22 protein-coding genes and 1 pseudogene are annotated in these 24,016 nt (G+C 32.7%); 17 read left to right on the top strand and 6 right to left on the bottom strand.

Annotated features, from left to right (window positions below; genetic code table 11):
- Window positions 1-48 precede the first annotated feature (48 nt).
- From DUZ96_RS05755 to DUZ96_RS05740, 4 genes are all read left to right on the top strand, one after another.
- Window positions 49-2,454 carry a glycoside hydrolase family 31 protein gene (locus DUZ96_RS05755; RefSeq protein WP_114301008.1) on the top strand — a complete coding sequence of 802 codons (2,406 nt, stop codon included), beginning with the start codon at window positions 49-51 and terminating at the stop codon, window positions 2,452-2,454.
- Window positions 2,455-2,536: 82 nt separating this feature from the next.
- Complete coding sequence (locus DUZ96_RS05750; RefSeq protein WP_114301007.1) at window positions 2,537-3,367, top strand: M48 family metallopeptidase; 831 nt, start codon at window positions 2,537-2,539, stop codon at window positions 3,365-3,367.
- A 67-nt stretch (window positions 3,368-3,434) separates the two neighbouring features.
- Window positions 3,435-4,769: an MFS transporter gene (locus tag DUZ96_RS05745; RefSeq protein WP_114301006.1), complete on the top strand. Its 1,335-nt coding sequence runs from the start codon at window positions 3,435-3,437 to the stop codon at window positions 4,767-4,769.
- Between the two features lie 46 nt (window positions 4,770-4,815).
- Entirely contained in the window at window positions 4,816-5,751 is a 936-nt protein-coding gene (locus DUZ96_RS05740) for a hypothetical protein (RefSeq protein ID WP_147267057.1), read from the top strand.
- 52 nt (window positions 5,752-5,803) lie between these two features.
- On the opposite strand, the gene DUZ96_RS12910 is transcribed toward DUZ96_RS05740, so the two are convergent.
- Window positions 5,804-5,980: a hypothetical protein gene (locus DUZ96_RS12910; protein WP_181855238.1), complete on the bottom strand. Its 177-nt coding sequence runs from the start codon at window positions 5,978-5,980 to the stop codon at window positions 5,804-5,806.
- Between the two features lie 228 nt (window positions 5,981-6,208).
- On the opposite strand from DUZ96_RS12910, the gene lon reads away from it, so the two are divergent.
- The 4 genes from lon (at window position 6,209) to cmk (ending at window position 11,151) form a co-directional block, all read left to right on the top strand.
- Window positions 6,209-8,662, top strand: a complete 2,454-nt coding sequence (gene lon / locus DUZ96_RS05730) for an endopeptidase La (protein WP_114301335.1) — start codon at window positions 6,209-6,211, stop codon at window positions 8,660-8,662.
- Window positions 8,646-9,362, top strand: coding sequence for a LysM peptidoglycan-binding domain-containing protein (locus tag DUZ96_RS05725; RefSeq protein WP_181855237.1), 717 nt, complete (start codon window positions 8,646-8,648; stop codon window positions 9,360-9,362). Before lon ends, DUZ96_RS05725 begins: the two co-directional genes overlap by 17 nt.
- Window positions 9,363-9,433: 71 nt before the next feature.
- Entirely contained in the window at window positions 9,434-10,453 is a 1,020-nt protein-coding gene (gene porQ / locus DUZ96_RS05720) for a type IX secretion system protein PorQ (RefSeq protein WP_114301003.1), read from the top strand.
- A complete protein-coding gene (cmk, locus tag DUZ96_RS05715; protein WP_114301002.1) occupies window positions 10,453-11,151 on the top strand; it encodes a (d)CMP kinase in 699 nt (232 codons plus the stop codon). Before porQ ends, cmk begins: the two co-directional genes overlap by 1 nt.
- 29 nt (window positions 11,152-11,180) lie before the next feature.
- Here cmk and DUZ96_RS05710 read toward each other — a convergent pair.
- A pseudogene (locus DUZ96_RS05710) lies at window positions 11,181-11,558 on the bottom strand (LysM peptidoglycan-binding domain-containing protein).
- Between the two features lie 228 nt (window positions 11,559-11,786).
- On the opposite strand from DUZ96_RS05710, the gene DUZ96_RS05705 reads away from it, so the two are divergent.
- From DUZ96_RS05705 to DUZ96_RS05680, 6 genes are all read left to right on the top strand, one after another.
- The gene (locus tag DUZ96_RS05705) at window positions 11,787-12,395 is read left to right on the top strand and encodes a hypothetical protein (protein WP_114301001.1); all 609 of its coding nucleotides are present in this window, start codon (window positions 11,787-11,789) and stop codon (window positions 12,393-12,395) included.
- A 255-nt stretch (window positions 12,396-12,650) separates the two neighbouring features.
- Window positions 12,651-14,486, top strand: a complete 1,836-nt coding sequence (gene rpsA / locus DUZ96_RS05700) for a 30S ribosomal protein S1 (protein ID WP_114301000.1) — start codon at window positions 12,651-12,653, stop codon at window positions 14,484-14,486.
- A 605-nt stretch (window positions 14,487-15,091) separates the two neighbouring features.
- The gene (pyrR, locus tag DUZ96_RS05695) at window positions 15,092-15,631 is read left to right on the top strand and encodes a bifunctional pyr operon transcriptional regulator/uracil phosphoribosyltransferase PyrR (protein WP_114300999.1); all 540 of its coding nucleotides are present in this window, start codon (window positions 15,092-15,094) and stop codon (window positions 15,629-15,631) included.
- 27 nt (window positions 15,632-15,658) lie between these two features.
- Window positions 15,659-16,582, top strand: a complete 924-nt coding sequence (locus tag DUZ96_RS05690) for an aspartate carbamoyltransferase catalytic subunit (protein ID WP_114300998.1) — start codon at window positions 15,659-15,661, stop codon at window positions 16,580-16,582.
- 9 nt (window positions 16,583-16,591) lie between these two features.
- A complete protein-coding gene (locus DUZ96_RS05685; protein ID WP_114300997.1) occupies window positions 16,592-16,924 on the top strand; it encodes a ribonuclease Z in 333 nt (110 codons plus the stop codon).
- A gap of 3 nt (window positions 16,925-16,927) precedes the next feature.
- The gene (locus DUZ96_RS05680; protein WP_114300996.1) at window positions 16,928-17,833 is read left to right on the top strand and encodes a ribonuclease Z; all 906 of its coding nucleotides are present in this window, start codon (window positions 16,928-16,930) and stop codon (window positions 17,831-17,833) included.
- Between the two features lie 8 nt (window positions 17,834-17,841).
- On the opposite strand, the gene DUZ96_RS13235 is transcribed toward DUZ96_RS05680, so the two are convergent.
- A complete protein-coding gene (locus tag DUZ96_RS13235) occupies window positions 17,842-18,153 on the bottom strand; it encodes a DUF3784 domain-containing protein (protein WP_181855236.1) in 312 nt (103 codons plus the stop codon).
- 69 nt (window positions 18,154-18,222) lie between these two features.
- Between DUZ96_RS13235 and pdxH the strand changes: the two genes are divergently transcribed.
- From pdxH to DUZ96_RS05660, 3 genes are all read left to right on the top strand, one after another.
- The gene (gene pdxH, locus DUZ96_RS05670; protein WP_114300994.1) at window positions 18,223-18,870 is read left to right on the top strand and encodes a pyridoxamine 5'-phosphate oxidase; all 648 of its coding nucleotides are present in this window, start codon (window positions 18,223-18,225) and stop codon (window positions 18,868-18,870) included.
- A gap of 190 nt (window positions 18,871-19,060) precedes the next feature.
- Entirely contained in the window at window positions 19,061-19,558 is a 498-nt protein-coding gene (locus tag DUZ96_RS05665; RefSeq protein WP_114300993.1) for a CAP domain-containing protein, read from the top strand.
- 20 nt (window positions 19,559-19,578) lie between these two features.
- Window positions 19,579-19,977, top strand: a complete 399-nt coding sequence (locus DUZ96_RS05660) for a gliding motility-associated C-terminal domain-containing protein (RefSeq protein ID WP_114300992.1) — start codon at window positions 19,579-19,581, stop codon at window positions 19,975-19,977.
- Window positions 19,978-20,031: 54 nt separating this feature from the next.
- Here the strand turns inward: DUZ96_RS05660 and DUZ96_RS05655 are convergent, their stop codons facing one another.
- The 3 genes from DUZ96_RS05655 to DUZ96_RS05645 all read right to left on the bottom strand — a co-directional run.
- On the bottom strand, window positions 20,032-21,936 hold the full coding sequence (locus DUZ96_RS05655; RefSeq protein ID WP_114300991.1) for an OmpA family protein: 1,905 nt from the start codon (window positions 21,934-21,936) through the stop codon (window positions 20,032-20,034).
- A 12-nt stretch (window positions 21,937-21,948) separates the two neighbouring features.
- Complete coding sequence (locus DUZ96_RS05650) at window positions 21,949-22,884, bottom strand: type IX secretion system membrane protein PorP/SprF (protein ID WP_114300990.1); 936 nt, start codon at window positions 22,882-22,884, stop codon at window positions 21,949-21,951.
- Between the two features lie 9 nt (window positions 22,885-22,893).
- On the bottom strand, window positions 22,894-24,016 hold a 1,123-nt coding region (locus tag DUZ96_RS05645), incomplete at its 5' end, for a gliding motility-associated C-terminal domain-containing protein (protein ID WP_147267056.1).

Here is a 24,016-nt window from a genome sequence, read left to right as displayed (position 1 = left end):
GTTCTATTTTTTCCGTTTTTTTACGTGTTTTTTGATTAAAATCATGCTATGATTACAAATACAGAATTAGAAAATAAAGGGAATCAGTTCCCTTCAAAAATAATAGGCTTTGAAAAGGATGTTGATAAATTATATTTCTCAACGGATAATGATGTTATTCTTCAGTTAACAGTAGTTAGAGATAGTCTGCTCAGATTCAGATATACAACAGTGGGTAATTTTGATAATGACTTTTCGTATGCAATTACTAAATACGCTAGTACTGGTTATAATAAACTAGAAATTGAGGAAAACGAAGATTGTTATATTGTAATAACGTCAAAATTACGTTGTGAGATTTCTAAAGAAAGCCTAAGGATATCATTATTCGATGTTAAGGATGGTGTACTTATAAATGAAGATGAAATTGGATTTCACTGGGAGGAAAGTTATCAATATGGAGGCAATATTGTTAAAATGAGTAAAGTCTCAAATGATGGTGAAAGCTATTACGGACTTGGAGACAAACCAAATCATTTAAATCTTAAGGGAAAACGCTATAATAATTGGGTAACTGATTCTTATGCTTATGGTAAGGATACAGACCCTATTTATAAGGCTATTCCATTTTATACAGGTCTTCATCATGACAAGGCTTATGGTATTTTCTTTGATAATACTTTTCAAACGTACTTTGATTTTGCGCAAGAAAGACGTAATGTCACAAGCTTTTGGGCACAAGGAGGGGAAATGAACTATTACTTTTTCTATGGTCCAAAAATGAGCGATGTCGTAGAAAGTTATACTGACTTGACAGGAAAACCACATGAATTACCACCATTATGGGCACTTGGTTTTCATCAATGTAAATGGAGTTATTACCCTGAGAGTAAAGTAAAAGAAATTACTTCTACGTTTAGAAAACTTAAAATTCCTTGCGATGCTATTTATTTAGACATTGATTATATGGATGGTTTCCGTTGTTTCACATGGAACAAGGAATATTTTCCAGATCCAAAGGGAATGGTGAAAGAGCTTAAAGAACAGGGCTTTAAAACCGTTGCTATAATTGATCCGGGAATTAAAATAGATAAGGACTATTCTGTATTTAAAGAGGCTCTAGAAAAAGATTATTTTTGTAAGCGTGCGGATGGACCATATATGAAAGGTAAAGTTTGGCCAGGTGAATGTTATTTCCCTGATTTTACAAATCCAGAAGTAAGAGATTGGTGGTCTGGTCTGTTTAAAGAACTAATCGAAGAAATAGGTATTAAAGGAGTTTGGAATGATATGAACGAACCTGCGGTAATGGAAGTTCCTAATAAAACATTCCCAGATGACGTACGTCACGACTATGATGGTAATCCTTGCAGTCATAAAAAGGCTCACAATGTATATGGTATGCAGATGGCAAGAGCCACTTACCAAGGATTAAAAAAATATAGCTATCCTAAGCGTCCATTTGTTATTACAAGGGCAGCATATTCTGGCACCCAGCGATATACGTCGACTTGGACAGGTGATAATGTAGCTACGTGGGAACATTTGTGGATTGCTAATATCCAAGCCCAACGACTAGCCATGTCTGGTTTCTCATTTGCAGGTAGCGATATAGGAGGTTTTGCTGAGCAACCACAAGGTGAACTTTTTACGCGTTGGATTCAACTTGGAGTATTTCACCCATTTTTTAGAGTACATTCATCGGGAGATCATGGCGATCAAGAACCATGGGCATTTGATGAGGATGTAACTGATATTGTTAGAAAATTTATTGAAATTAGATATCAGCTCTTACCATATCTGTACACTGCATTTTATAATTATGCTGATCATGGGACACCTATCTTAAAATCTTTGGTACTCTATGATCAAGAAGATGTACACACCCATTATAGAACTGATGAATTTATTTTTGGTGAGCAAATATTAGCTTGTCCTGTTTTAGAACCAAATGCTAAAGGACGCAGAATGTATGTGCCTCGAGGCAACTGGTATGACTACTGGACTGATGAGATTGTAAAAGGAGGTAAAGAAATGTGGGTTGACTCTGATATTGACAGTATGCCAATCTTTATTAAAGAAGGTACAGTCATTCCTAAATATCCAATACAACAATATGTAGGTGAAAAAAACATCGACGAAATAACATTAGAAATCTATTACAAGAAAGGTAAAGAATCTAGTGAGTTGTATAGCGATGCTAATGATGGTTTTGATTACAAAAAGGGAAGATATAGTCTTAGAACCTTTAAATTAACAGGTAGAACAAAAGAACTTATTATTAATCAGCACAAAGAGGGTAAATTTATTACACCATACGAAACCTTTAAAATAAAAGTTCATGGTCTACCATTTGAAATTGGTGAAATTCAGATAGATAATGAGAAAATCTCATTGAATCATTTAGTGTCCAATGGAACAAGCTCCTTTGTTGTGGATAAGAATTTCTCAGAGTTGCATATAATTAGTAAATAAATAAGTGACCAAATCATAATTTTCGGGTCAAATTGATGAATTCATTTTTGTAAATTAGTATTCGTCATAAAAACCATTAGCGATGCGACTTAAAAAAATATTACTAACTGTTGGTGTTATTGCGGTGATTGTATCATGCGCAACCAATCCATTCACTGGAAAAAAAACGATGGCCTTTGTGTCAAATGACCAATTATTCCCAGCAGCCTTTGCTCAGTATAGTCAAGTATTAAGTGAAAACAAGGTAATCACCGGTACATCTGATTCCGATATGATAACGAGAGTTGGTCAAAGAATTGCCGTTGCTGCAGAACGCTGGTTAAATGCTAATGGCTACCAAGGATATTTAGACGATTACAAATGGGAATATAAGTTAATCGAATCAGAACAAGTAAACGCTTGGTGTATGCCAGGTGGTAAAATTGCCTTTTATACTGGGATTTTGCCGATTGCTCAAAACGAAACAGGTGTTGCTTCTATAATGGGTCATGAAGTTGCACACGCTTTAGCAAATCACGGACAACAAAGAATGAGCTCCGGTATACTCCAACAGGCTGGAGGTGTAGCTGTTGCAGTTGCTACCGGAAACGAAAGTCCAGAGAAACAACAAATGTGGATGCAGGCTTATGGATTAGGTTCTTCTATTGGTGGTGTTTTACCTTTTAGTAGAGGGCATGAGACTGAAGCTGATAAGATAGGATTATATTTAATGGCAATGGCTGGTTATAATCCTGATGAAGCAGCGGAGTTATGGAAGCGTATGAAAGCAAATAGTGGAGGTCAAGCACCACCAGAGTTCTTAAGTACACATCCAAGTAATGATACAAGAATTCAAAATTTACAAGCATTAGCACCTGATGCTAAAGCAGAAGCTAAAAAATTTGGTATAACCTCATTTAGACCTCTAAATTAAGATAGATTTCATATTATTTGATTAAATTAGAAGCTGTTCTTAGGAACAGTTTTTTTAATACACAAATATGAGCAATCTTAAGAAAGGAAGTAAAAAATTATTGCATGCTTGGGCATTTTATGATTGGGCAAATTCAGTTTATCCACTGGTGATTTCATCGGCAGTATTTCCTATATTTTATGGAGCACTAACCATAATCAAAGACGAAGAAACTGGTAGAATATTAGATGATACTGTTACTTTTCTAGGATATGAGTTTAATAATGATTCCCTAATTAGTTATGTAACAGCTTTCAGTTTCCTTATTGTTTCATTTCTATCGCCAATTCTTTCAGGTATTTCAGATTATGTGGGTAACAAAGAATCATTTATGAAGTTCTTTTGTTATTTAGGTGCTTTGTCTTGTATTGGTTTGTATTGGTTTTCTTTGGAGAATATAGTTTTTGGAATGCTTTGTTATGTATTTGGTTTAGTAGGATTTTGGGGAAGTCTTGTATTTTATAATTCATATTTACCAGATATTGCTTATCCTGAACAGCAAGATAAGGTTAGCGCAAAAGGCTTTTCATTAGGTTATATAGGTAGTATGATTTTACTCCTTTTAAACCTTGTGATGATATTAAAATACGGATGGTTTGGTTTTGAAAGTGAAGTGCAACCAACTAGGATAGCCTTTATTTTAGTTGGAGTATGGTGGATATTATTTGCGCAGTATACTTTTAAATATTTACCAACAGGAACGCATGAAGGCCATAAGGTCACTAAAACTGTATTAATGTCTGGCTTTAATGAATTAAAGAAAATATGGATTGCTCTAAAGTCTAACAAAATTTTAAAACGTTATTTGTCTGCTTTTTTCATCTATAGTATGGCAGTTCAAACTATAATGATAGCTGCAACATATTTTGCTGTTGAAGAATTAGACTGGGGAAAGCAAGATTCTACGACAGGGTTGATTGTTAGTATACTTTTAATACAATTAATTGCAGTATTTGGTGCTAATTATACAGCGAAATTATCAAAAAAGATTGGGAATATTAAAGCCTTGATATGGGTAATATGCATTTGGATTCTTATTTGTGGTTTTGCTTATTTTGTAACTACACCTACTCATTTTTATATTACCGCGGCTTCGGTCGGTTTGGTTATGGGTGGCATTCAAGCTTTATCTAGATCAACATATAGCAAATTAATACCTCTAGGTACTGAGGATACAGCATCCTATTTTAGTTTTTATGATGTTGCCGAGAAAATAGGTATAGTAATAGGTATGTTTATGTACGGTTTTGTTGCAAGTATAACTGGTAGTATGAGGTATTCAATATTGTTTTTAATTACCTTTTTTGTAATAGGATTAGCTATTCTTAGTACAATTAAGAATGTTTATATTGTCGAAGAGTAATCTATACCATATTTATTTATAAAAATATTCTTAATTTTATCATGCTATGATAAGGAGAATATTAATACTGTTTTCGTTCATGTGGCTATTTATGGCAATTACTTGTGATAATGAACCATATGATGGAGATGTTATTGTCAATGATATTGACAATTGCCTAATGGCCGAAGAATTAACTACTCAAGCCTTAATTGGCTTTGCTAATAGCGATATTGAAAGTTATAATTTATTATGTCAGGCCTATCGAGATGCAATTGAAAATCAGATTGAAATTTGCGGTGACGAATATGGTTATTTACAAGATATAATTGATGGACTAGGTGACTGCATAATTGATGATAATAATACTACAGAATGTGAAATGGCGGTGGTGGCATCTGCCTTGGCTTTGGAAGTATTAGAAGATGCTATCAGTGTTGAATATATGGCTGCTTGTATAGCTTATCGTGAAGCACTTGAAAACCAAATTTTTAATTGTGGAGATGATGGTACTTTATTAAATAAAATTTTGGAATTAGGTAATTGTGAACCTGATATATTTAATGTAGTTGGAGATTGGAAACTTATAGTTTGGCAATCTGATATTCCAAGGGATATTGATAGTGATGGGATAGAAACAAGTGATTATTTAACAGAGATTGATTGCTTTAATAATGAAACAGCTTCATTTAATTCTGATGGTACAGGGACATTGTATTACAGAGAATCTATGGAAATAGAGGTTAGTTCTCCAACAAATGATCCTTCTGATCTTGAATATAGTATTGAATGTTATGAGGATATTAGAACGTATGGATTTACTTGGACACAAGAAGGTGATTCAATTACCGTAACATTAAATAGCGATGGAACTGTATTAGATTTTTTTAGAAATGGAGATGTAATATTTGTAGCAATGAGAGACTTTTTCGTAGCAACAAGTACGAGCTCAAATGTAGACGATATTATCCAGGACATTATTTGGGCATATGTTCAGTTCTAAAAAAAAAACCACGTCAATAAATCGTGGCTTTTCATTTTTGGTTGCATTTCTTTTAATTACTAATATCTCCAGAACCAACCAAGGGTAACTTAAAGTCATCTGCATCGATTGTACCTTGATTATTGATCATTACCTTGTTATATCTGTTGTAAACTTCCAACTGTGCAGGTTGGTTTCCAGAATTACACTGCAATAGTAACTGTTCGATATCTTGATTGGTTGATGTCAAAAAAATAATTGCTTTGTTATATAGATGATACTAATCATTCAGTGTTACAGTTTAATTAAAAAAAGTTTTAGTATAAATACAGGTAATGGCACAACAATTGAAATTATATAGATATGAATAACTTTGAATATCCTGTAATTACTTGATATTCAACATAAAGTTAATTATTAATATTTTTAATAAAATGCTATTCGAATTTTTTTAATGACAGAATGGCTTGTAAATAATATGAAAAAATCTAATTTTTTAAGTCTTGACAGTTTGTCATTTCAGGATTTTGATGAAAACTCAGAATTAATTCCTTTAATGACTCCTGAGGATGAAGAACTTATAAATAAAGAATCATTACCCGAATCTTTACCAATTTTGCCACTTCGGAATACTGTTTTGTTTCCTGGAGTAGTAATCCCAATTACTGCTGGACGTGATACATCAATAAAGTTAATTAATGATGCAAATAATGCTGGTAAGGTAATCGGTGTTGTTGCACAAAAGGATGAAACTGTAGAAAATCCTTCAGCAAAGGATATTTATAAGACTGGTACAGTTGCGAGAATATTAAAGGTTCTTAAAATGCCAGATGGTAATACTACAGTTATTATTCAAGGTAAAAAAAGGTTTCAGATTAATGAGATTATATCTGAAAAACCTTATTTGTCTGCAACTATTTCAGATCTGCCTCAATCAAAACCTTCAAATGATAATAAAGAATTTGCAGCGATTATTGATTCCATTAAGGACTTGTCTTTAGAAATAATTAAGGAAAGTCCAAATATCCCTACAGAAGCAACATTTGCCATTAAGAATATAGAAAGTAGTTCATTTTTAGTCAATTTTGTGTCTTCAAACATGAATCTCAAAGTTGCTGAAAAACAAAAACTGCTAGAAATAAATGATCTTCAAGAACGAGCTTTAGAGACGTTGCGTTTCATGAATATTGAATATCAGAAGTTGGAGCTTAAAAATGATATTCAAAACAAGGTTCAGAGCGATATGAATCAACAGCAACGCGAATACTTTTTACATCAGCAACTTAAAACTATACAAGAAGAATTAGGTGGTGCAGCTTCTTCTGGACAAGAAATTGAAGAAATGAAGGTTCGAGCCAAAGAAATGAAGTGGGATGAAAAGGTGAAAAACCACTTTGATAAAGAGTTGGCCAAAATGCAGAGAATGAATCCTCAGGTGGCTGAGTATTCTATTCAAAGAAATTATTTAGATCTATTTTTAGATTTACCTTGGAATGAATATAGTAGTGACCAATTCGATTTAAAACGCGCAAAACAAATCTTGGATCGCGATCATTTTGGTTTAGATGATGTGAAGAAACGTATCATAGAATACTTGGCTGTTCTGAAGTTGCGTAACGATATGAAATCTCCAATCTTATGTCTTTATGGACCTCCAGGTGTAGGAAAGACGTCGTTGGGTAAGTCAATTGCTGAAGCATTAGGCAGAGAATATGTGAGGATATCTTTAGGAGGATTACGTGATGAAGCTGAAATTAGAGGTCATAGAAAAACTTATATAGGAGCTATGCCTGGAAGAATCATTCAGAGCTTAAAAAAAGCAGGCACTTCAAATCCTGTCTTTGTTCTGGATGAAATTGATAAATTATCGTCAGGTCATCAGGGAGACCCATCATCGGCAATGTTAGAGGTTTTAGACCCAGAGCAAAACAATGAATTTTATGATAATTTCCTCGAAATGGGCTATGACCTTTCAAAGGTAATGTTCATTGCTACTTCAAATAGCTTAAATACCATTCAACCAGCATTAAGAGATAGAATGGAAATAATTAATGTCACTGGTTATACTATAGAAGAGAAGGTAGAAATCGCTAAACGCCATCTTTTACCCAAGCAACTGGAAGAGCATGGTTTGGATTCTAGTGCTTTAAAAATTACAAAACCTCAATTAGAAAAAATTGTTGAAGGATATACACGTGAATCAGGAGTAAGAGGATTAGAAAAGCAAATTGCAAAAATGGTACGCTATGCCGCAAAGAATATAGCAATGGAAGAGACTTACGATGTAAAGGTATCTAATGAAGACGTTATTGAAGTTCTTGGAAGCCCTAGGCTAGAAAGAGATAAATACGAAAATAACAATGTTGCAGGTGTTGTTACAGGACTTGCTTGGACACGAGTTGGTGGTGACATATTATTTATCGAATCTATTTTATCCAAAGGAAAAGGAAGCTTAACAATTACAGGTAACTTAGGAAAAGTGATGAAAGAGTCTGCGACTATAGCGATGGAATATATTAAGGCCAACGCAGATAAATTAAACATTAATCCAGAGGTGTTTGATAAGTATAATGTTCATATCCATGTACCTGAAGGAGCTACACCGAAAGACGGTCCTAGTGCTGGCGTGTCAATGTTAACATCTTTAGTATCTTTGTTTACGCAACAAAAAGTAAAGAAAAGTTTGGCAATGACAGGTGAAATTACTTTACGCGGAAAAGTTTTACCTGTAGGTGGAATTAAGGAAAAAATATTAGCTGCTAAGCGTGCAAGAATAAAAGAAATTTTACTTTGCGAAGATAATAAACGTGATATCGATGAAATTAAACCTGAATATTTAAAAGGTTTAACCTTTCATTTCGTAAAGGAAATGAGTGATGTCATTGATATTGCGATTACAAATCAAAAGGTTAGAAATGCTAAAAAGTTGTAAACTTTATTTTGCATTCTCATTCTTCATTCTTAATGTATTTTTATCATTTGGTCAAGAGATTGAGTATAAGGACGTAATATTAGACGGTAAATCAGCTAAATTAAACGTTGCAACCGGAGAAATTACTCTCGTAAAGCCAAAGGAGGTATTAAAGTTCAAAGACACTAGTGTACAAAAAGAAGATTTTCAAAAAGATTTTCATATTGTAAATGAAGGAGAAACTTTATTATATATTTCAAAAAAGTATGGTGTATCTATTAATATCCTTAAAAAGGCCAATGGCTTAGAAACTACACTCATTGATGCTGGAGAAAAATTAAGAATAAGAAATTTTGATAATTATAATCCTCAAACCAGTAAACCAATTTCAAGAGGAGTTCATAATTTTAATTCAGATTTTCATTCAGTTAAAAATGGGGAAACCTTATATGGTATTGCCAAGCGCTATGAGATTGATATAATTACTTTAAAGCAAGAGAATAAATTAAATTCCAACACCATTAGTGAAGGTCAAAAGCTTCAAATTAGAAATTTTGATCTTTCAAAGGCTATAAATTCAACCCAAATATGGGTTGTAAAAGTGGGTGATACATTGTGGAGCATAGCATCCAAAACAGGAACAACCGTTAGTAAGCTTAAGCGTATTAATGGTCTTCAAGGCGATGTAATTAAAGTAGGACAAAAACTAGTTCTAAAATAGAATTCTATTCATCCAAAAAATAAAAATTACATACTCTCGTTTTAAGATAGATTTAGTTATTTTGCAAATCTATGATGAAAGGGATTTCTAGCTTGTTATTGATACTTTTTTCGTTGCCATTATTTGGCCAATTAGGTGGTGAATCTACTTTTCAGTTTCTAAATTTAGTATCCTCTCCAAGACAAGCCGCATTAGGCGGTAAAATTATAACAAATTTTGACCATGACGTTACAGAAGCATTATATAATCCTGCGTCTATTAACAGTGCCATGAGTAATCAGTTGGCAGTTAACTACTCAAGTTATCTTGGAGGAATAAGCTATGGAACAGCGGCATATGCTTATACTTGGGACAGGCACGTCCAAACCTTTCATTTTGGGGTGACTTATATTAACTATGGCAGTTTTGATGGTTACGATGTTAATGGTATATCTACTGGGTCATTTAATGGTAATGAAGCTGCAATATCATTGGGCTACAATTACAATATACCGTTTACGGATTTTTATGTTGGTGCAAACCTTAAGATAATTACCTCTTTATTAGAACAATATAATTCAATTGGTGGCGCGGTTGATTTAGGTGTCATGTATATAAATGAAGATTTAGATTTTCATGCAGCTCTAACTGTAAGGAACTTAGGGGCTCAATTCACAACATATGCTGGGCAAAACGAACCACTACCTTTTGAGGTTAATTTTGGTATGTCTCAAAAATTGGAGAATGTACCATTGAGATGGCACCTTACATTAGAGAATTTGCAAGAATGGCCTATAGGTGTTGCTAACCCCTCAAGAGCAATCACTGATTTAGATGGAAATCAGACTCAAGAAAAAGTGAGTTTTTTTAATAATGTATTAAGACATTTAATTCTGGGAGCAGAATTATTCCCGGAAGGTGGCTTTAATTTAAGATTAGGTTATAACTTTAGAAGGTCTGAAGAATTAAGAATAGTTGACCAAAGAAGCTTTTCGGGTATTTCTGTTGGAGTTGGTATAAAACTAAATAAAATGAGATTTAGCTATACTCATGCAAGATATACCAGTGCTTCAAATACTAGTTTTTTTGGATTACAGATAGATTTAGAGTAATGAATAAAATAGTTATTGCCATAGATGGATTTTCCTCAACAGGAAAAAGTACAATTGCGAAACGTTTGGCCAAGCAACTAAATTATATTTATGTTGATACTGGTGCAATGTATAGAGCAGTAACTTATTTTGCATTAAAAAATGACTTCATCAAAAACAAGAAGTTAGATTCCGAAGCACTTATTAGTAGCTTAAAGGATATTAATATATCATTCAAGTTTAATGATGAACTTGGTTTCGCTGAGGTTTATCTAAATGGAGAAAATATAGAATCAGAAATTCGCACATTAGAAGTTTCAAGTTATGTAAGTCCTGTTGCCACTCTTTCTCAAGTCAGAAGAAAATTAGTAGAGCAGCAACAGCTTATGGGAAAAGGGAAAGGGATCGTAATGGACGGAAGAGACATTGGTACCGTAGTTTTTCCAGATGCAGAGTTGAAAATATTTATGACAGCTTCAGTTGAGACACGAGCTAAGAGAAGATTTAAAGAACTTTTAGAATGTGAACATAACTTGAGTTATGATAAAGTTTTAGAAAATGTCATAACACGGGATCGAATTGATTCAACAAGAGAAGATTCACCTTTAGTTATTGCCGATAACGCTATCGAGATTGATAATTCTGATCTTAATATAGAAGAACAAGTTGAAACTATTTTAAAACTAGTAAATAAGTCTATAAAAAAAGACCTTACGTAGTAAGGCCTTTGATTAATTTGTTATTTCCATTATAAATTCGGTATAATTAATTCTTGATCTGGATAAATCAAATTAGCATTTTTTAATATATCAGAATTAGTAGAAAATATTTCTTTATACTTCTTTGCATCACCATAATAGTGCATAGCAATCTTTCCTGAAGTTTCACCTGAAGCAACCGTATGTCTTGCATAAATAATTTGATCTACAACTTTAATGTCTGCTATAATATCATTTGGGTTATCTACATCAATTTCCTTGATTTTATCCCAAAGAAGATTTTTTTAATATTGTGTAGATGCAGTACCCCAAACCTTTAGTTTACCTTCAGATTCTTCAATCTTTCCGTCTTGAATATTTAATTGTTGTCCTAAGTCTAATACATCTTGGTATTTTGCCTTTACCATAATTATTAAGATTTTTATTTGTTAAAAGTTAGGTAAATATATCAATTTAATTACCCAAAAATTAGTTCTTTAGCTTCAAATTGATGCACTATTTTTAAGACACAGTTTTTTTAATTAAGACACTAAAAAGAGTATTTTTTCAGGTCAGAAAATAAAAACCATATATTTTGGGGTTTTTAAAATTGGATTATCTTTGAGGTAATTCCAGCGATCAGAAAATTTGAAGATATGAAAAGGTCTAATTACACATTAATTATACTTAGTTTATGGCTAACAGCCTGTTCTTTTGGTGATGATGATGGAGGTAACCAAGAACTACCTTTTGAGGTTACTATCATACCGGATATAACGGTACAGGTAGGTGAAGTTCTAAATAGACCACCAGGTTCTGATATTACAGATTTGGTTAATTTTGGTCAACCAAGCGGAGTATCTTCATCCGATTTTACTTTAGAGGTTCAATTTGGTCAACGCATAATTTTTGATCAACCTTCATCTGGATTAGGATTAAATCAAGGAATTTTATATTCTAGACTTGCATTTTTTGAGGAAAACCCTGCTGATTCTGGTGTTTTTGATGTACCAGTTGACACATTAGATATATATGGTTCTCTATTTGATAAATCAGTTGCAGATCCTGGATCAGGTAATGCAGTTGAATTTCAAGGAGATAATAATAGAAGTTTATCTAGTTTTTTAAATCTAGAAGTCATTGGTCAAGACAATACTGAAGAACTAGAATATAAATACGAAATTGAAGTCGCTATATATGATGATGAGACTGTAGTTGGTTATTATGTCATTGACCCTAAACTAATTGTTAAGGCAAACGATTAGAGAATAATTATCCAATTAATATAATGCCTTAAAAGTAAATTAGATATGTACTCTTAAGGCTTTTTATTTTTATTTTTTTAAACAATCTAAATAAATTGCTAGTGGTTTTGTAAAAGTCCGATTTTATTGTACTTTTGCAGACCTTTTTGGTGGACAATTGGAGAGTAAAAAAGGAAATAAGATAAACAAAAATAACTTCTGGAGCTTTTCCACCATTCTTTCAAAAGATACAGAATACAAATTTTAATCAGCAAAATGGCTGAAAAGAAAACAAAAAAAGCTGAAGTTGAAGTAACTGAAGCTACTACAGTTGAAGCTCCAGTAGTCTCTGAAGCTCAAGCAAATCCAGAAAAATTCTTAAAGGAGTTCGATTGGCACAATTATGAAGAAGGAATTGAGCAAGTTGCGGACAAAAAGTTAGAAGAATTTGAAAAATTAGTATCTGAAAACTTTGTAGACACTTTAGATGATGAAGTTGTTGAAGGAGAAGTAATACACATTACAGATAGAGATGCTATTATTGACATTAACGCAAAGTCAGAGGGTGTAATTTCTCTTAATGAGTTCCGTTACAATCCAGATTTAAAAGTTGGTGATAAAGTTGAGGTCTTAATTGACGTTCGTGAAGATGCAACTGGTCAATTGGTATTATCTCACAGAAAAGCTCGTGTAATTAAAGCATGGGATAGAGTTAATAACGCACATGATACTGGTGAAATCGTTAACGGTTTTGTAAAATGTAGAACCAAAGGTGGTATGATCGTTGACGTTTTTGGGATTGAAGCTTTCTTACCAGGATCTCAAATTGATGTTAAGCCAATTCGAGATTACGATCAGTATGTTAATAAAACTATGGAATTCAAGGTTGTTAAAATAAATCACGAGTTCAAAAACATAGTAGTTTCTCATAAGGCTCTTATAGAGGCGGATATTGAAGAACAAAAGAAAGAAATCATTGGTCAGTTAGAAAAAGGTCAAGTATTAGAAGGTGTTGTTAAAAACGTTACTTCTTACGGTGTATTCATCGATTTAGGTGGTGTAGATGGTTTAGTCCATATTACAGATTTATCTTGGTCTAGAATTAACCATCCAAATGAAATTGTAGAATTAGACCAAAAACTTAATGTTGTAATTTTAGATTTTGATGAAAACAAATCAAGAATTCAATTAGGTCTAAAGCAATTATCTAAGCATCCTTGGGAAGCATTAGGAGAAGAGGTAAAAGTTGGTGACAAAGTAAAAGGAAAAGTAGTAGTAATTGCAGATTACGGTGCTTTTGTTGAGGTTGCCGAAGGAGTGGAAGGATTAGTTCACGTCAGTGAGATGTCTTGGTCAACGCATTTACGTTCAGCACAAGATTTTGTTGCTGTAGGAGATGAAATAGAAGCGGTTATCTTAACCCTAGATAGAGAAGATAGAAAAATGTCACTTGGTATTAAGCAATTAACACCAGATCCTTGGACTGATATCACTTCTAAATACCCTTCAGGTTCCAAGCATTCAGGTATAGTACGTAACTTTACTAATTTTGGAGTATTTGTTGAATTAGAAGAAGGTATCGACGGATTAATTTATATCTCTGATTTATCTTGGACTAAGAAAATTAAGCATCCATCAGAATTCTGTAACGTAGGTGATAAGTTAGACGTTGTGGTATTGGAGTTAGACGTTGAAGGACGTAAATTATCTCTTGGACATAAGCAAACAACTGAAAATCCATGGGATAAATATGAAAAAGAATTTGCTTTAGGAACTTCTCATAATGCAGCTGTAGCTGAAATCGTTGATAAAGGTGCAACTGTTAAGTTTAATGAGGATATTGTTGCTTTTATACCATCTCGTCATTTAGAGAAAGAGGATGGTTCTAAACTTAAGAAAGGTGAAGAAGCAGAATTTAAGATCATAGAATTCAATAAAGAATTTAAACGTGTTGTAGCTTCTCATACAGCAGTATTTAGAGAAGAGGAAGCTAAGATCGTTAAGAAAGCTGTTAAAAGAGCTGAGGCTCAAGCAGCAGAAGCTAAGCCTACCTTAGGTGATGCAAACGATGCTTTACAGGCGCTTAAAGATAAAATGGACGGGAAGAAATAATTCTCTCATTAAATTTAAAAAAAAGCCTTTCATTGTGAAAGGCTTTTTTGGTTAGGGAAGGTTTCTTTTTAGCTTAGTTGAATAATTCCTTACAATATTGGTCAGCCATACAGTGGCCAGAAAATTCTGGTAAAACATCTTCAATACCATTGAAAACTATTTCTTGCCATTTTTTTTGGCTTATCAAAATATATTGGTATTACCTTATTCCCAAAGCATACTAACTCTAATTACATTTTGTTTTAATTCTAGGCAGACCGCATATGTGAACCTGTCAAAAAGCCTAATCTTCCTGAGTAAATTTTTAGACCGTGGTGAATACCAAATGCCATACTATTATAGGCTATCTTTTTCTCATATTTTTGTTTGGCTTATAGAGATGGTACACTTGTTATAGTTACTGTTAATGAAGATTCTAATTTAATTTTAGGCGCAGAAAGATAGTTATTAGTATACCATATTTGGTGTGATAAAAGTCATTTTTAATCAACATATTTGAAGAATTATGGAAGTCTTAATTTCATATCTCCTTTTATGCAGATTCTTTAATTTGATTCTCAAATTATTTAACTTAACTTTGCCATCCAGCATTGATTGGATAAATTATGAGTCAAAAAGTTTTACTTAACTCTAAAGAAGTCAGCATTACACTCCACCGATTGGCTTGCCAACTTATTGAAAACCATGATGATTTTACTGATACAGTTCTAATAGGACTTCAACCAAGAGGAAAATATTTAGCAAATCGCTTGGCGAAAATGCTTAAAGAAGATTATAAGATTAAAAATGTAGAAATAGGTCACCTCGATATTACATTTTTCCGTGATGACTTTAGAAGAGGTGAAAAACCGCTCGAAGCAAATACTACCGAAATAGATTTTATAGTTGAAAACAAGAATGTAGTATTTATTGATGACGTGCTTTATACTGGTAGAAGTATAAGATCTGCATTAACCGCAATTCAATCTTTTGGTAGACCGAACAATATTGAGTTACTAACACTAATTGATAGAAGATTTAGCCGTCATCTACCAATACAGCCTAATTATAGAGGGCGACAAGTAGATGCAATCGATCATCAAAAGGTAAAGGTAAATTGGGTAGAAAATGAAGGAGAAGATGCAGTGTATTTGATAAATAAATAAAAGTGACTGCAAAAAGTAGATATATATATGAGTGAATTAAGTGTTAACCACTTATTAGGAATTAAGTATCTCAAAAAGGAGGATATAGAACTGATTTTTGAAACAGCAGATCAGTTTAAAGAAGTGATTAATAGACCAATTAAAAAAGTTCCTTCACTAAGAGACATTACCATAGCAAATTTATTTTTCGAAAACTCAACTCGAACAAAATTGTCTTTTGAACTTGCTGAAAAGAGATTGTCTGCAGATGTAATCAATTTTTCCGCTTCACAATCATCAGTTAAAAAAGGAGAAACTTTGGTGGATACGGTTAATAACATTTTATCAATGAAGGTTGATATGGTTGTTATGAGACATCCAAATCCTGGTGCTGGTGTGTTTTTGTCAAAGCATGTTAATGCAAGTATTATTAATGCTGGAGATGGTGCTCATGAACACCCAACCCAGGCCTTGTTAGATTCATATTCAATAAGAGAAAAGTTAGGTGCAATAAAAGGTAAAAATGTTGTTATTGTTGGTGATATTTTACATAGTAGAGTGGCATTATCTAATATTTATGCCTTGCAACTTCAAGGTGCCAATGTCATGGTTTGTGGGCCTAAAACATTAATTCCTAAATATATTAAAGAACTTGGCGTAACAGTTGAAACGAATTTAAGAAAAGCATTAGAATGGTGTGATGTAGCCAATATGCTTAGAGTACAAAATGAACGAATGGATATTAGCTATTTTCCATCAACTAGAGAATATACCCAGCAATTTGGTGTAAATAAGGACATATTAAATAGTTTAAATAAGGATATAGTAATAATGCACCCAGGACCAATAAATCGTGGAGTAGAGATAACAAGTGATGTGGCAGATTCTAAGCAAGCTATAATTTTAGATCAGGTAGAGAATGGTGTCGCAATTAGAATGGCAGTTATTTATTTATTGGCATCAAAAATTTAGCAATAGGATATGGTAATCGATAGAGACGGTAACATAACTATTATAACACAAGAAAAAGCTTCGGTAAAAACACTCGTAAACAATATTCAACAGGGTTATGATAAGTTCAAAACTTATCATTTAATTGTAAACCTTACATGTATTGAAAAAATTCAATTAGAAGATATTATTGAGTTTCTACGCTTAAGTAATAAGCATAGAGGTGATAAAAAATCATTTGTTATAGTAACAGATATGGTTGATCTAGACGAGATGCCCGATGAAATAGTTGTGGTACCAACTACACAAGAGGCATACGATATTATTGCGATGGAAGACATTGAGCGAGATTTAGGATTTTAATAAATGAAACTCACCATATTAGGCTGTCATAGTGCTACACCAAGGACCAATACAAATCCAACGTCTCAAGTGTTGGAAATTAAAAATCACATGTTTCTTATTGATTGTGGTGAAGGGACTCAGGTGGAACTACGACGGCATAAGATCAAGTTTTCCAGGATTAAGCATATTTTTATATCTCATCTTCATGGCGATCATTATTTTGGTTTAGTTGGTCTAATTAGTACGTTTAGACTTTTAACTCGAGAAACTGAGCTTCATATCTATGCGCCAAAAGGATTAAAAAAAGTTATTACACTGCAAATGAAGCTCTCGGATTCTTGGACTAACTACCCATTAATTTTTCATGAGCTAGATTCTAAAAAATCGGAATTAATTTTTGAGGATGACAAGATAGAAGTACATACCGTTCCATTAAATCATCGTATTTATACCAATGGCTTTTTATTTAAGGAAAAACCTTACGAACGTAAATTAGACATGAAGGCTGTATTAAAAGCCAATATAAACATGGCTTATTTCAGAAAATTAAAACAAGGTGCTGATGTAGTTAATGAGGATGGAGAGCTAATTAAAAATGAAACTGTAACACTAGACCCAAGGCCAACAAAAAGTTATGCCTATTGCAGTGATACTAAGTATAGCGAAGACATAATACCGATTATTAAGGAGGCTGATGTTTTATATCATGAATCAACGTTTTTGAATAAGAATGAAGACTTATGTAAGGTAACAAAGCATAGCACGGCAAAACAAGCTGCTACAATTGCTAAAAAGGCATCAGTAAAAACTTTGGTACTAGGGCATTACTCAACTAGATATAATGGATACAGCTTATTTAAGAAAGAGGCTCAGGAGGTTTTTGAGAATGTCTTGCTTGCCAAAGATGGAGTTTCTTTTGAGTTTTAGTTAAAGTCTTATTTTGCTTTAAAACTATTATTTGTGTATATGGAAGTAATAATCAATCCTAAAACAATACGTGTACAAATCACTAAATAAATATAGTGTGCTTTAATATCTAAATTAACTAGAATTATACAAAGCACTGGTGTTGTTAATCTTGTTACTATTAAATCGGTCATGAGAAATCTAGAAAGGCTTTTAATGTCAATTTTAGCTTTTTCTTCCACACTTAAAGAGTTATGACCCGCTATTAAATCATGGTTTCGATTAATAAGCAGAGCACATACTATGAGAATAGTACATATTAAAAACTGACTAAGAAACAATTGTTTAATTTAGCTTTGAAAAATAATCAATTTACTAATTGAAAAAAATTGAATTATCTCAGTAATACTATGGAAAAAGACTTAGGTGATTACAGAAAATCTTACGAAAAAGGGGAATTATTATTAGAAAATATACCTGAAAATCCTCTAGAACTTTTCAGGAATTGGTTTATAGAAGTGGATACTCATTTTAATATTGATGAGGCAAATGCCATGACTATATCTACAATTGGTTTAGATGGATACCCAAAGAGTAGAGTAGTGCTTCTTAAAAAATACACTTATGAAGGATTCATTTTTTATACAAATTATGAAAGTGAAAAAGGCAAAGCCATTAAATCTAATCCAAATGTGTGCTTATCGTTTTTTTGGCATTCAGCAGAGCGCCAAGTAATAATTAAAGGTAAAGCAGAAAAGATATCAGGAAATTTGAGTGATGGTTATTTTGAAACTCGTCCAAGGGGTAGTCAGTTAGGTGCCATAGTGTCAAACCAAAGTGAGCCAATTGCCAATAGAAATATTCTGGACGAAAAACTAAAGATTCTAGAAAAGAAGTACGAAGGTAGAGAAATAAAACGACCTGAGTTTTGGGGTGGTTATATTGTTAGACCAATAGAAATAGAATTTTGGCAAGGTCGGCCAAATCGTCTTCATGATAGAATTAGATACAAATTTCAAGAGGATTATAATTGGAAAATTGAACGTCTCTGCCCTTAGTTTTAAAAAATCGATAAAAAGTAAAAAAAATCGGTGAAAAACTAAAATAAATTGATTCTGGAGGTATTTTATCGATGTTTTGCAATAAAAAACGATAAAATGCATGCTGTTCATCGAATTTAACATTTTTTTAACAAAATTACTTTAGTAGGCTTATAAATTAGTAATCCCAAACTAAAATAACCTACTCATGAAAGTATTTAGAATCTTGCCTGCTCTGGCTCTGATTGTATTTTTAAGCTTAACATCATGCTCTACGGAGAGCGTGGCGGAAGATAGAATTGATTCCATTGATGTGCCAGTTGCACCAGTTGCTAAGCAAATTGAAATTGAGATAATGGAGCTGATAAATCAGCATAGAATATTGGAAGGATTAAATCCATTAAATGATCATAGAACAGTTAAAGCTGTTGCTTATACACATACTGATTATATGATAAAAGTGGAGAATGTTTCTCACGATAACTTTTTTCAAAGAAAGCAAAGTTTACAAGCTAATGCTGCTGCGGCAATAGTATCAGAAAATGTAGCATATGGTTTTAGTAATGCAGAATCAGTTGTTGGAGCTTGGTTAAATAGTCCAAGTCATAAAGAAAATATTGAAGGTGATTTCACAGATTTTGATATTTCAGCCGAACAAAACAATGAAGGTAAATGGTACTTTACTAATATCTTCATCAAACGATAATATAATTTAAATAAAGTAAAATGAAATCATTCTATTATTACATTTTTTTATTCTTTTTTTTATTCTCCTTTTGTCTTTTTGGTCAAGAAAAGTCTACTCAATTTATTACAATTATTCCTAGCGAAACTGAAGAAGAATGTAGTGCACCCATGGATATTGTTTTATATAAAAATAATAATGAATTCTACGAAGTATACGGAATTGAAGAAGAAATTTATACAATAGAATTAGAAATTTACAACAGATTTGGAGACAAAATATATTACTCAAATAACTATAAAAATGACTGGAAAGGTAGTTCATTTAATTCATTAATTGGTAATTCTCAGAAGGCTCCCTCAGGAACTTATTTTTATACAATTAATATTAAAGGTACTGATATAAAACCATCTACTGGGGCAATCTATTTAGCATTTTAAGGTTAAATTTTTATAAAAATAAATCACGGCTTACAGCTTGCAGTAATTTAAAATTTACTGCTTTACAATGTAAAAATAAGATCTTCTATTTAATTGATGTTCTTCCACTGTACAATCAATATTATTTACACATTTATTTAATAGCTGTGTTTCGCCGTAACCTATGGCACTTTCTATTCTATCTTTACCTATACCTCTTGAAACTATATAATCTCTTGTAGCCTTTGCACGTTTGTCCGATAGTTTCATATTATATCTATCTCCTCCACGACTATCCGTATGAGACTCAATTTTAATAACCATTTCTGGGTGTTTTCTCAAGATATCAACAATATTTTCTAACTCATATTGAGCATCAGTTCTAATATTCCATTTATCAAAATCAAAGAAAATAGGATTAATAACTATTTGATTATCCATAATTAGAGGGACTAATTTTAAATCTGCTTTATTTATTTTTTCATTAGTATTGTCTACTATTATGCTTTTTTTGTCCTCTTTGTAATCTAACTTGTTAGCGATTATTGTATACGGTTCATCACATTCAACAGTAAAAGAAAATTCACTTTTATCTCCAGTATTAAGTTCATCAACAACCTTCCCTGTTTCATCTATTAGTCTAACATTTACATTAGTTAGAAGAGTTCCAGTATCACTATCAGAAATGGTTCCTGTAATCAGTTGTTTACATTGTAAAATACTAAAACTATAAATGTCATCACCACCTTTACCATCTGGTCTGTTAGAAGAGAAGAATCCTCGTTGAGTGTCAATATCGATAAAGAAGGCAAAATCATCATAACCACTGTTGTATGGGGCACCTAAGTTTTCAGGTTCCTCAAGATCTCCTTTAAGAATATTAGACTTAAATATATCTAATAGGCCAAGATTCAAGTATCCATCTGAAGAGAAATATAATGTATTATTTTTTGAAACAAATGGGAACATCTCACGCCCTTCAGTATTAATATTTTCACCTAAATTCTCAGGCTTTCCATAGGTTCCGTCGTCATTAATAGATACTGAGTATATATCAGTTTGACCAATGCCACCTTCACGATCTGATACAAAATATAACATTTTGTTGTCAGGACTTAAGGCAGGATGTCCAGTAGAATAGATTTTATCATTAAATGGTAATTCAATAATTTTTGTCCATTGATCACCAACTAGGGTAGCCTTGTAAATTTTTAGATGTACAGTTCCTTTTTTGTCATATGCCAACTTATTTCTCTTTGTTACGTTGTCTCTCGTGAAATAAATGGTTTTTCCGTCATTGGTTATAGCGATTGAAGCCTCGTGAAAATCTGTATTAATATCATCAGATGATATTTTTGCAATAGAACCATAAGTTTTAATATTAGAGGTATCTGAAATTGTTAATTGGTATAAATCTAAAAAGGGTTCTTTGTTCCAGCTATAAACTTTATTTTCATTATCTCTTGCAGAGGCAAAATAAAGTTTGTCATCATGTATGAATGAACCGAAATCCGAATTTTCAGAATTAAAAGGAACATTTTCAACATTAACAATAACTTTATATTTAGAAGTTAGCATACTGTAAATATCAACTTCATCAGGATTATATCCTTTCAATCTGCTGTCTCCCACCTGAGCAGCCCTTAATTCTTTAAACCATTTATCGGCTTCTTTATAATTGCCGATACTCCTTAGACATTGTATGTACTTATATAAATACTCAGGATCAATGTTTTTATGCTCAGTTAAGGCTACACCATACCAGTATGCGGCTTTGTCAGAAATTGAATTATTGTAGTAAGCATCACCTAATCTTGTAAGTACATGAGAACTCATGTCGCCCTTTTCAACTGCTTTTTTGTATAGTTCAATGGCTTTATAATAATTGAAATTATCAAAAAACTTATCTGCTAACTTCTTTTGTGCAAAAGAAAATGTACAAATTAAAGTTAATATGAGAACTGATATTCTTGTTTTCATAATGCGTTTCTTTTAGAAGTATCTTGGTGATTTAATTCGTTTACTCTTAAACACCTCAAACATGAGTAGAACTTCATGTGTTCCACTTGTATAAGGTCTAATATCTGATATTGGATATTCATAGGCGTAACCAATCCTTAGTTGTTTTGATACCTGAAAATCGGCAATTCCTCCTATGGCCGCAGCAGACTCATTAATTCTGTAACCTCCTCCTATCCAGAATGTCTCATTGAACAAAAAGTTTGCTGAAATATCAAAAGATAAAGGAGCTCCATTTGTAGCTTTTAATAAAACCGATGGTTTAAGCTTTGTTGTTTTGCTTAAATTGAATACATAACCACCAGTAAAATAGTAACTTATACGTTCTAATGCCACATAATCGATATTACCACTTCCGCCATTATTATAATCAGTATTAAGGATTCTTGGGGCTGAAAGACCAAGGTACCAACGTTGAGAATGCCAATATATTCCGGCACCGACATTAGGACTCCATCTGTTTGATACATTGTTAAAAAATGGATCGTTTACAACAGAAGGATCGTTAAGCAACTCTTCATCTAAGCTATAGTGGGTAAACCCGCCTTTTATACCAAAGGCCAATTTAGAATATTCACTTGTAGGTATTGTATATGAAAAATCACCATAGATATATGAAAAATTTTCATATCCCAATTTATCATTGATAAAGGAAAGACCTACACCAACCTGCTCATTTCGCAATGGAGAATGAACTGACAATGTTTGTGTTTCTGGACCACCTTCTAAACCAACCCATTGACTTCTGTGCAGACCAACGGCACTAAAAGTTTCTCTACTTCCCGCATAAGCTGGATTTATTGAGATGGTATTAAACATGTATTGCGTAAATTGAGGTAACTGCTGTCCAAAAGAGGCAGTAATTCCCAGTATAAAAACTACAATACTTAAAAGTCTATTCAGTTTCATCGGTTAAGTTTATTTATCGGTTGCTACATAGATTGGGCCAGCAAAAGGTTCTAACCCACTATTTCTTAAATTAATTACGTAGTAGTAAGTACCTGTTGGGACTTTGTCAGAACTTCCTACTGATGAGTTATTAGAGTTACCATTCCAATTATTTTGGTAATTGCTAGACTCGAATATTTTTGCACCCCATCTATTAAAGATTTGTAGTTCAATAATAAATCCACAATCTTCAACACCTGTTATTGTAAAGAATTCATTGTAGTTGTCTCCATTAGCTGTAACCGTTTTAGATATTACAACATTATCTTGACCACAAGCTAGTACCACACAATCGTCATCAATAGTAACATTAACCTCTACTTCTGTTGGACATGATCCTTCGGTGATTGAATACATAAATGTGTAAATTCCAACTTCAACAGTTGAAGGGTCGAACATGCTTCCATTGATTGTAGCATCTCCAGAAACAACGCTCCATATACCGTTCATATTAAAATCACCAGATAATAAGTCGAATAAATCAAACTCTGTATCTAGTATACAGAACGAACTGTCAAAAGTATTAATTACATTACTAATCTCCACGGAAACATTCTGAGTGAATATTGCTTCATTTCCACAATCATCAACTACTGTCCATGTTCTAATTATCTCGTAATCCTCGAAGTCATTAGCTTGAGTTGTTACCTCTTCAAAAGTAACCTCGATATCTGTAGAACACGCATCTTCAAAAACAAGATTTGGAACTTCAGGTATATCATCACATGCGGCCGTAACATTTTCGTCAAATGGTGTTACTAGCGCTGGAGGCGTAGAATCTTGAACGGTAATAATTTGAGTATGAACGGTAGAATTATCACATGCATCAGTTGCTGTCCATGTCCTAGTAATTATATAATCACCAACACAAGCACCATTGTCAATAACTTCAACAAATGTTACGTTAGCATCACCACAATTATCTATAGCTAGTAATTCTTCTGCATCTGGTATTTCATCACATTCTACATCTATATCTCCTGGGAGAGTTGATGTAAACGTAGGCGCAGTAGTATCAACTACGGTAATGGTCTGAACAAACGATGTTGTATTGTCACAAGCATCAGTAAGTGACCAGGTACGTGTAATAACA

This window comes from Winogradskyella sp. KYW1333, from assembly GCF_003335675.1.
Taxonomy (GTDB): Bacteria; Bacteroidota; Bacteroidia; order Flavobacteriales; family Flavobacteriaceae; genus Winogradskyella.
The sequence above is the reverse complement of the archived record's forward strand: the minus strand, read 5'-3'. Positions and strand labels throughout refer to the sequence as shown.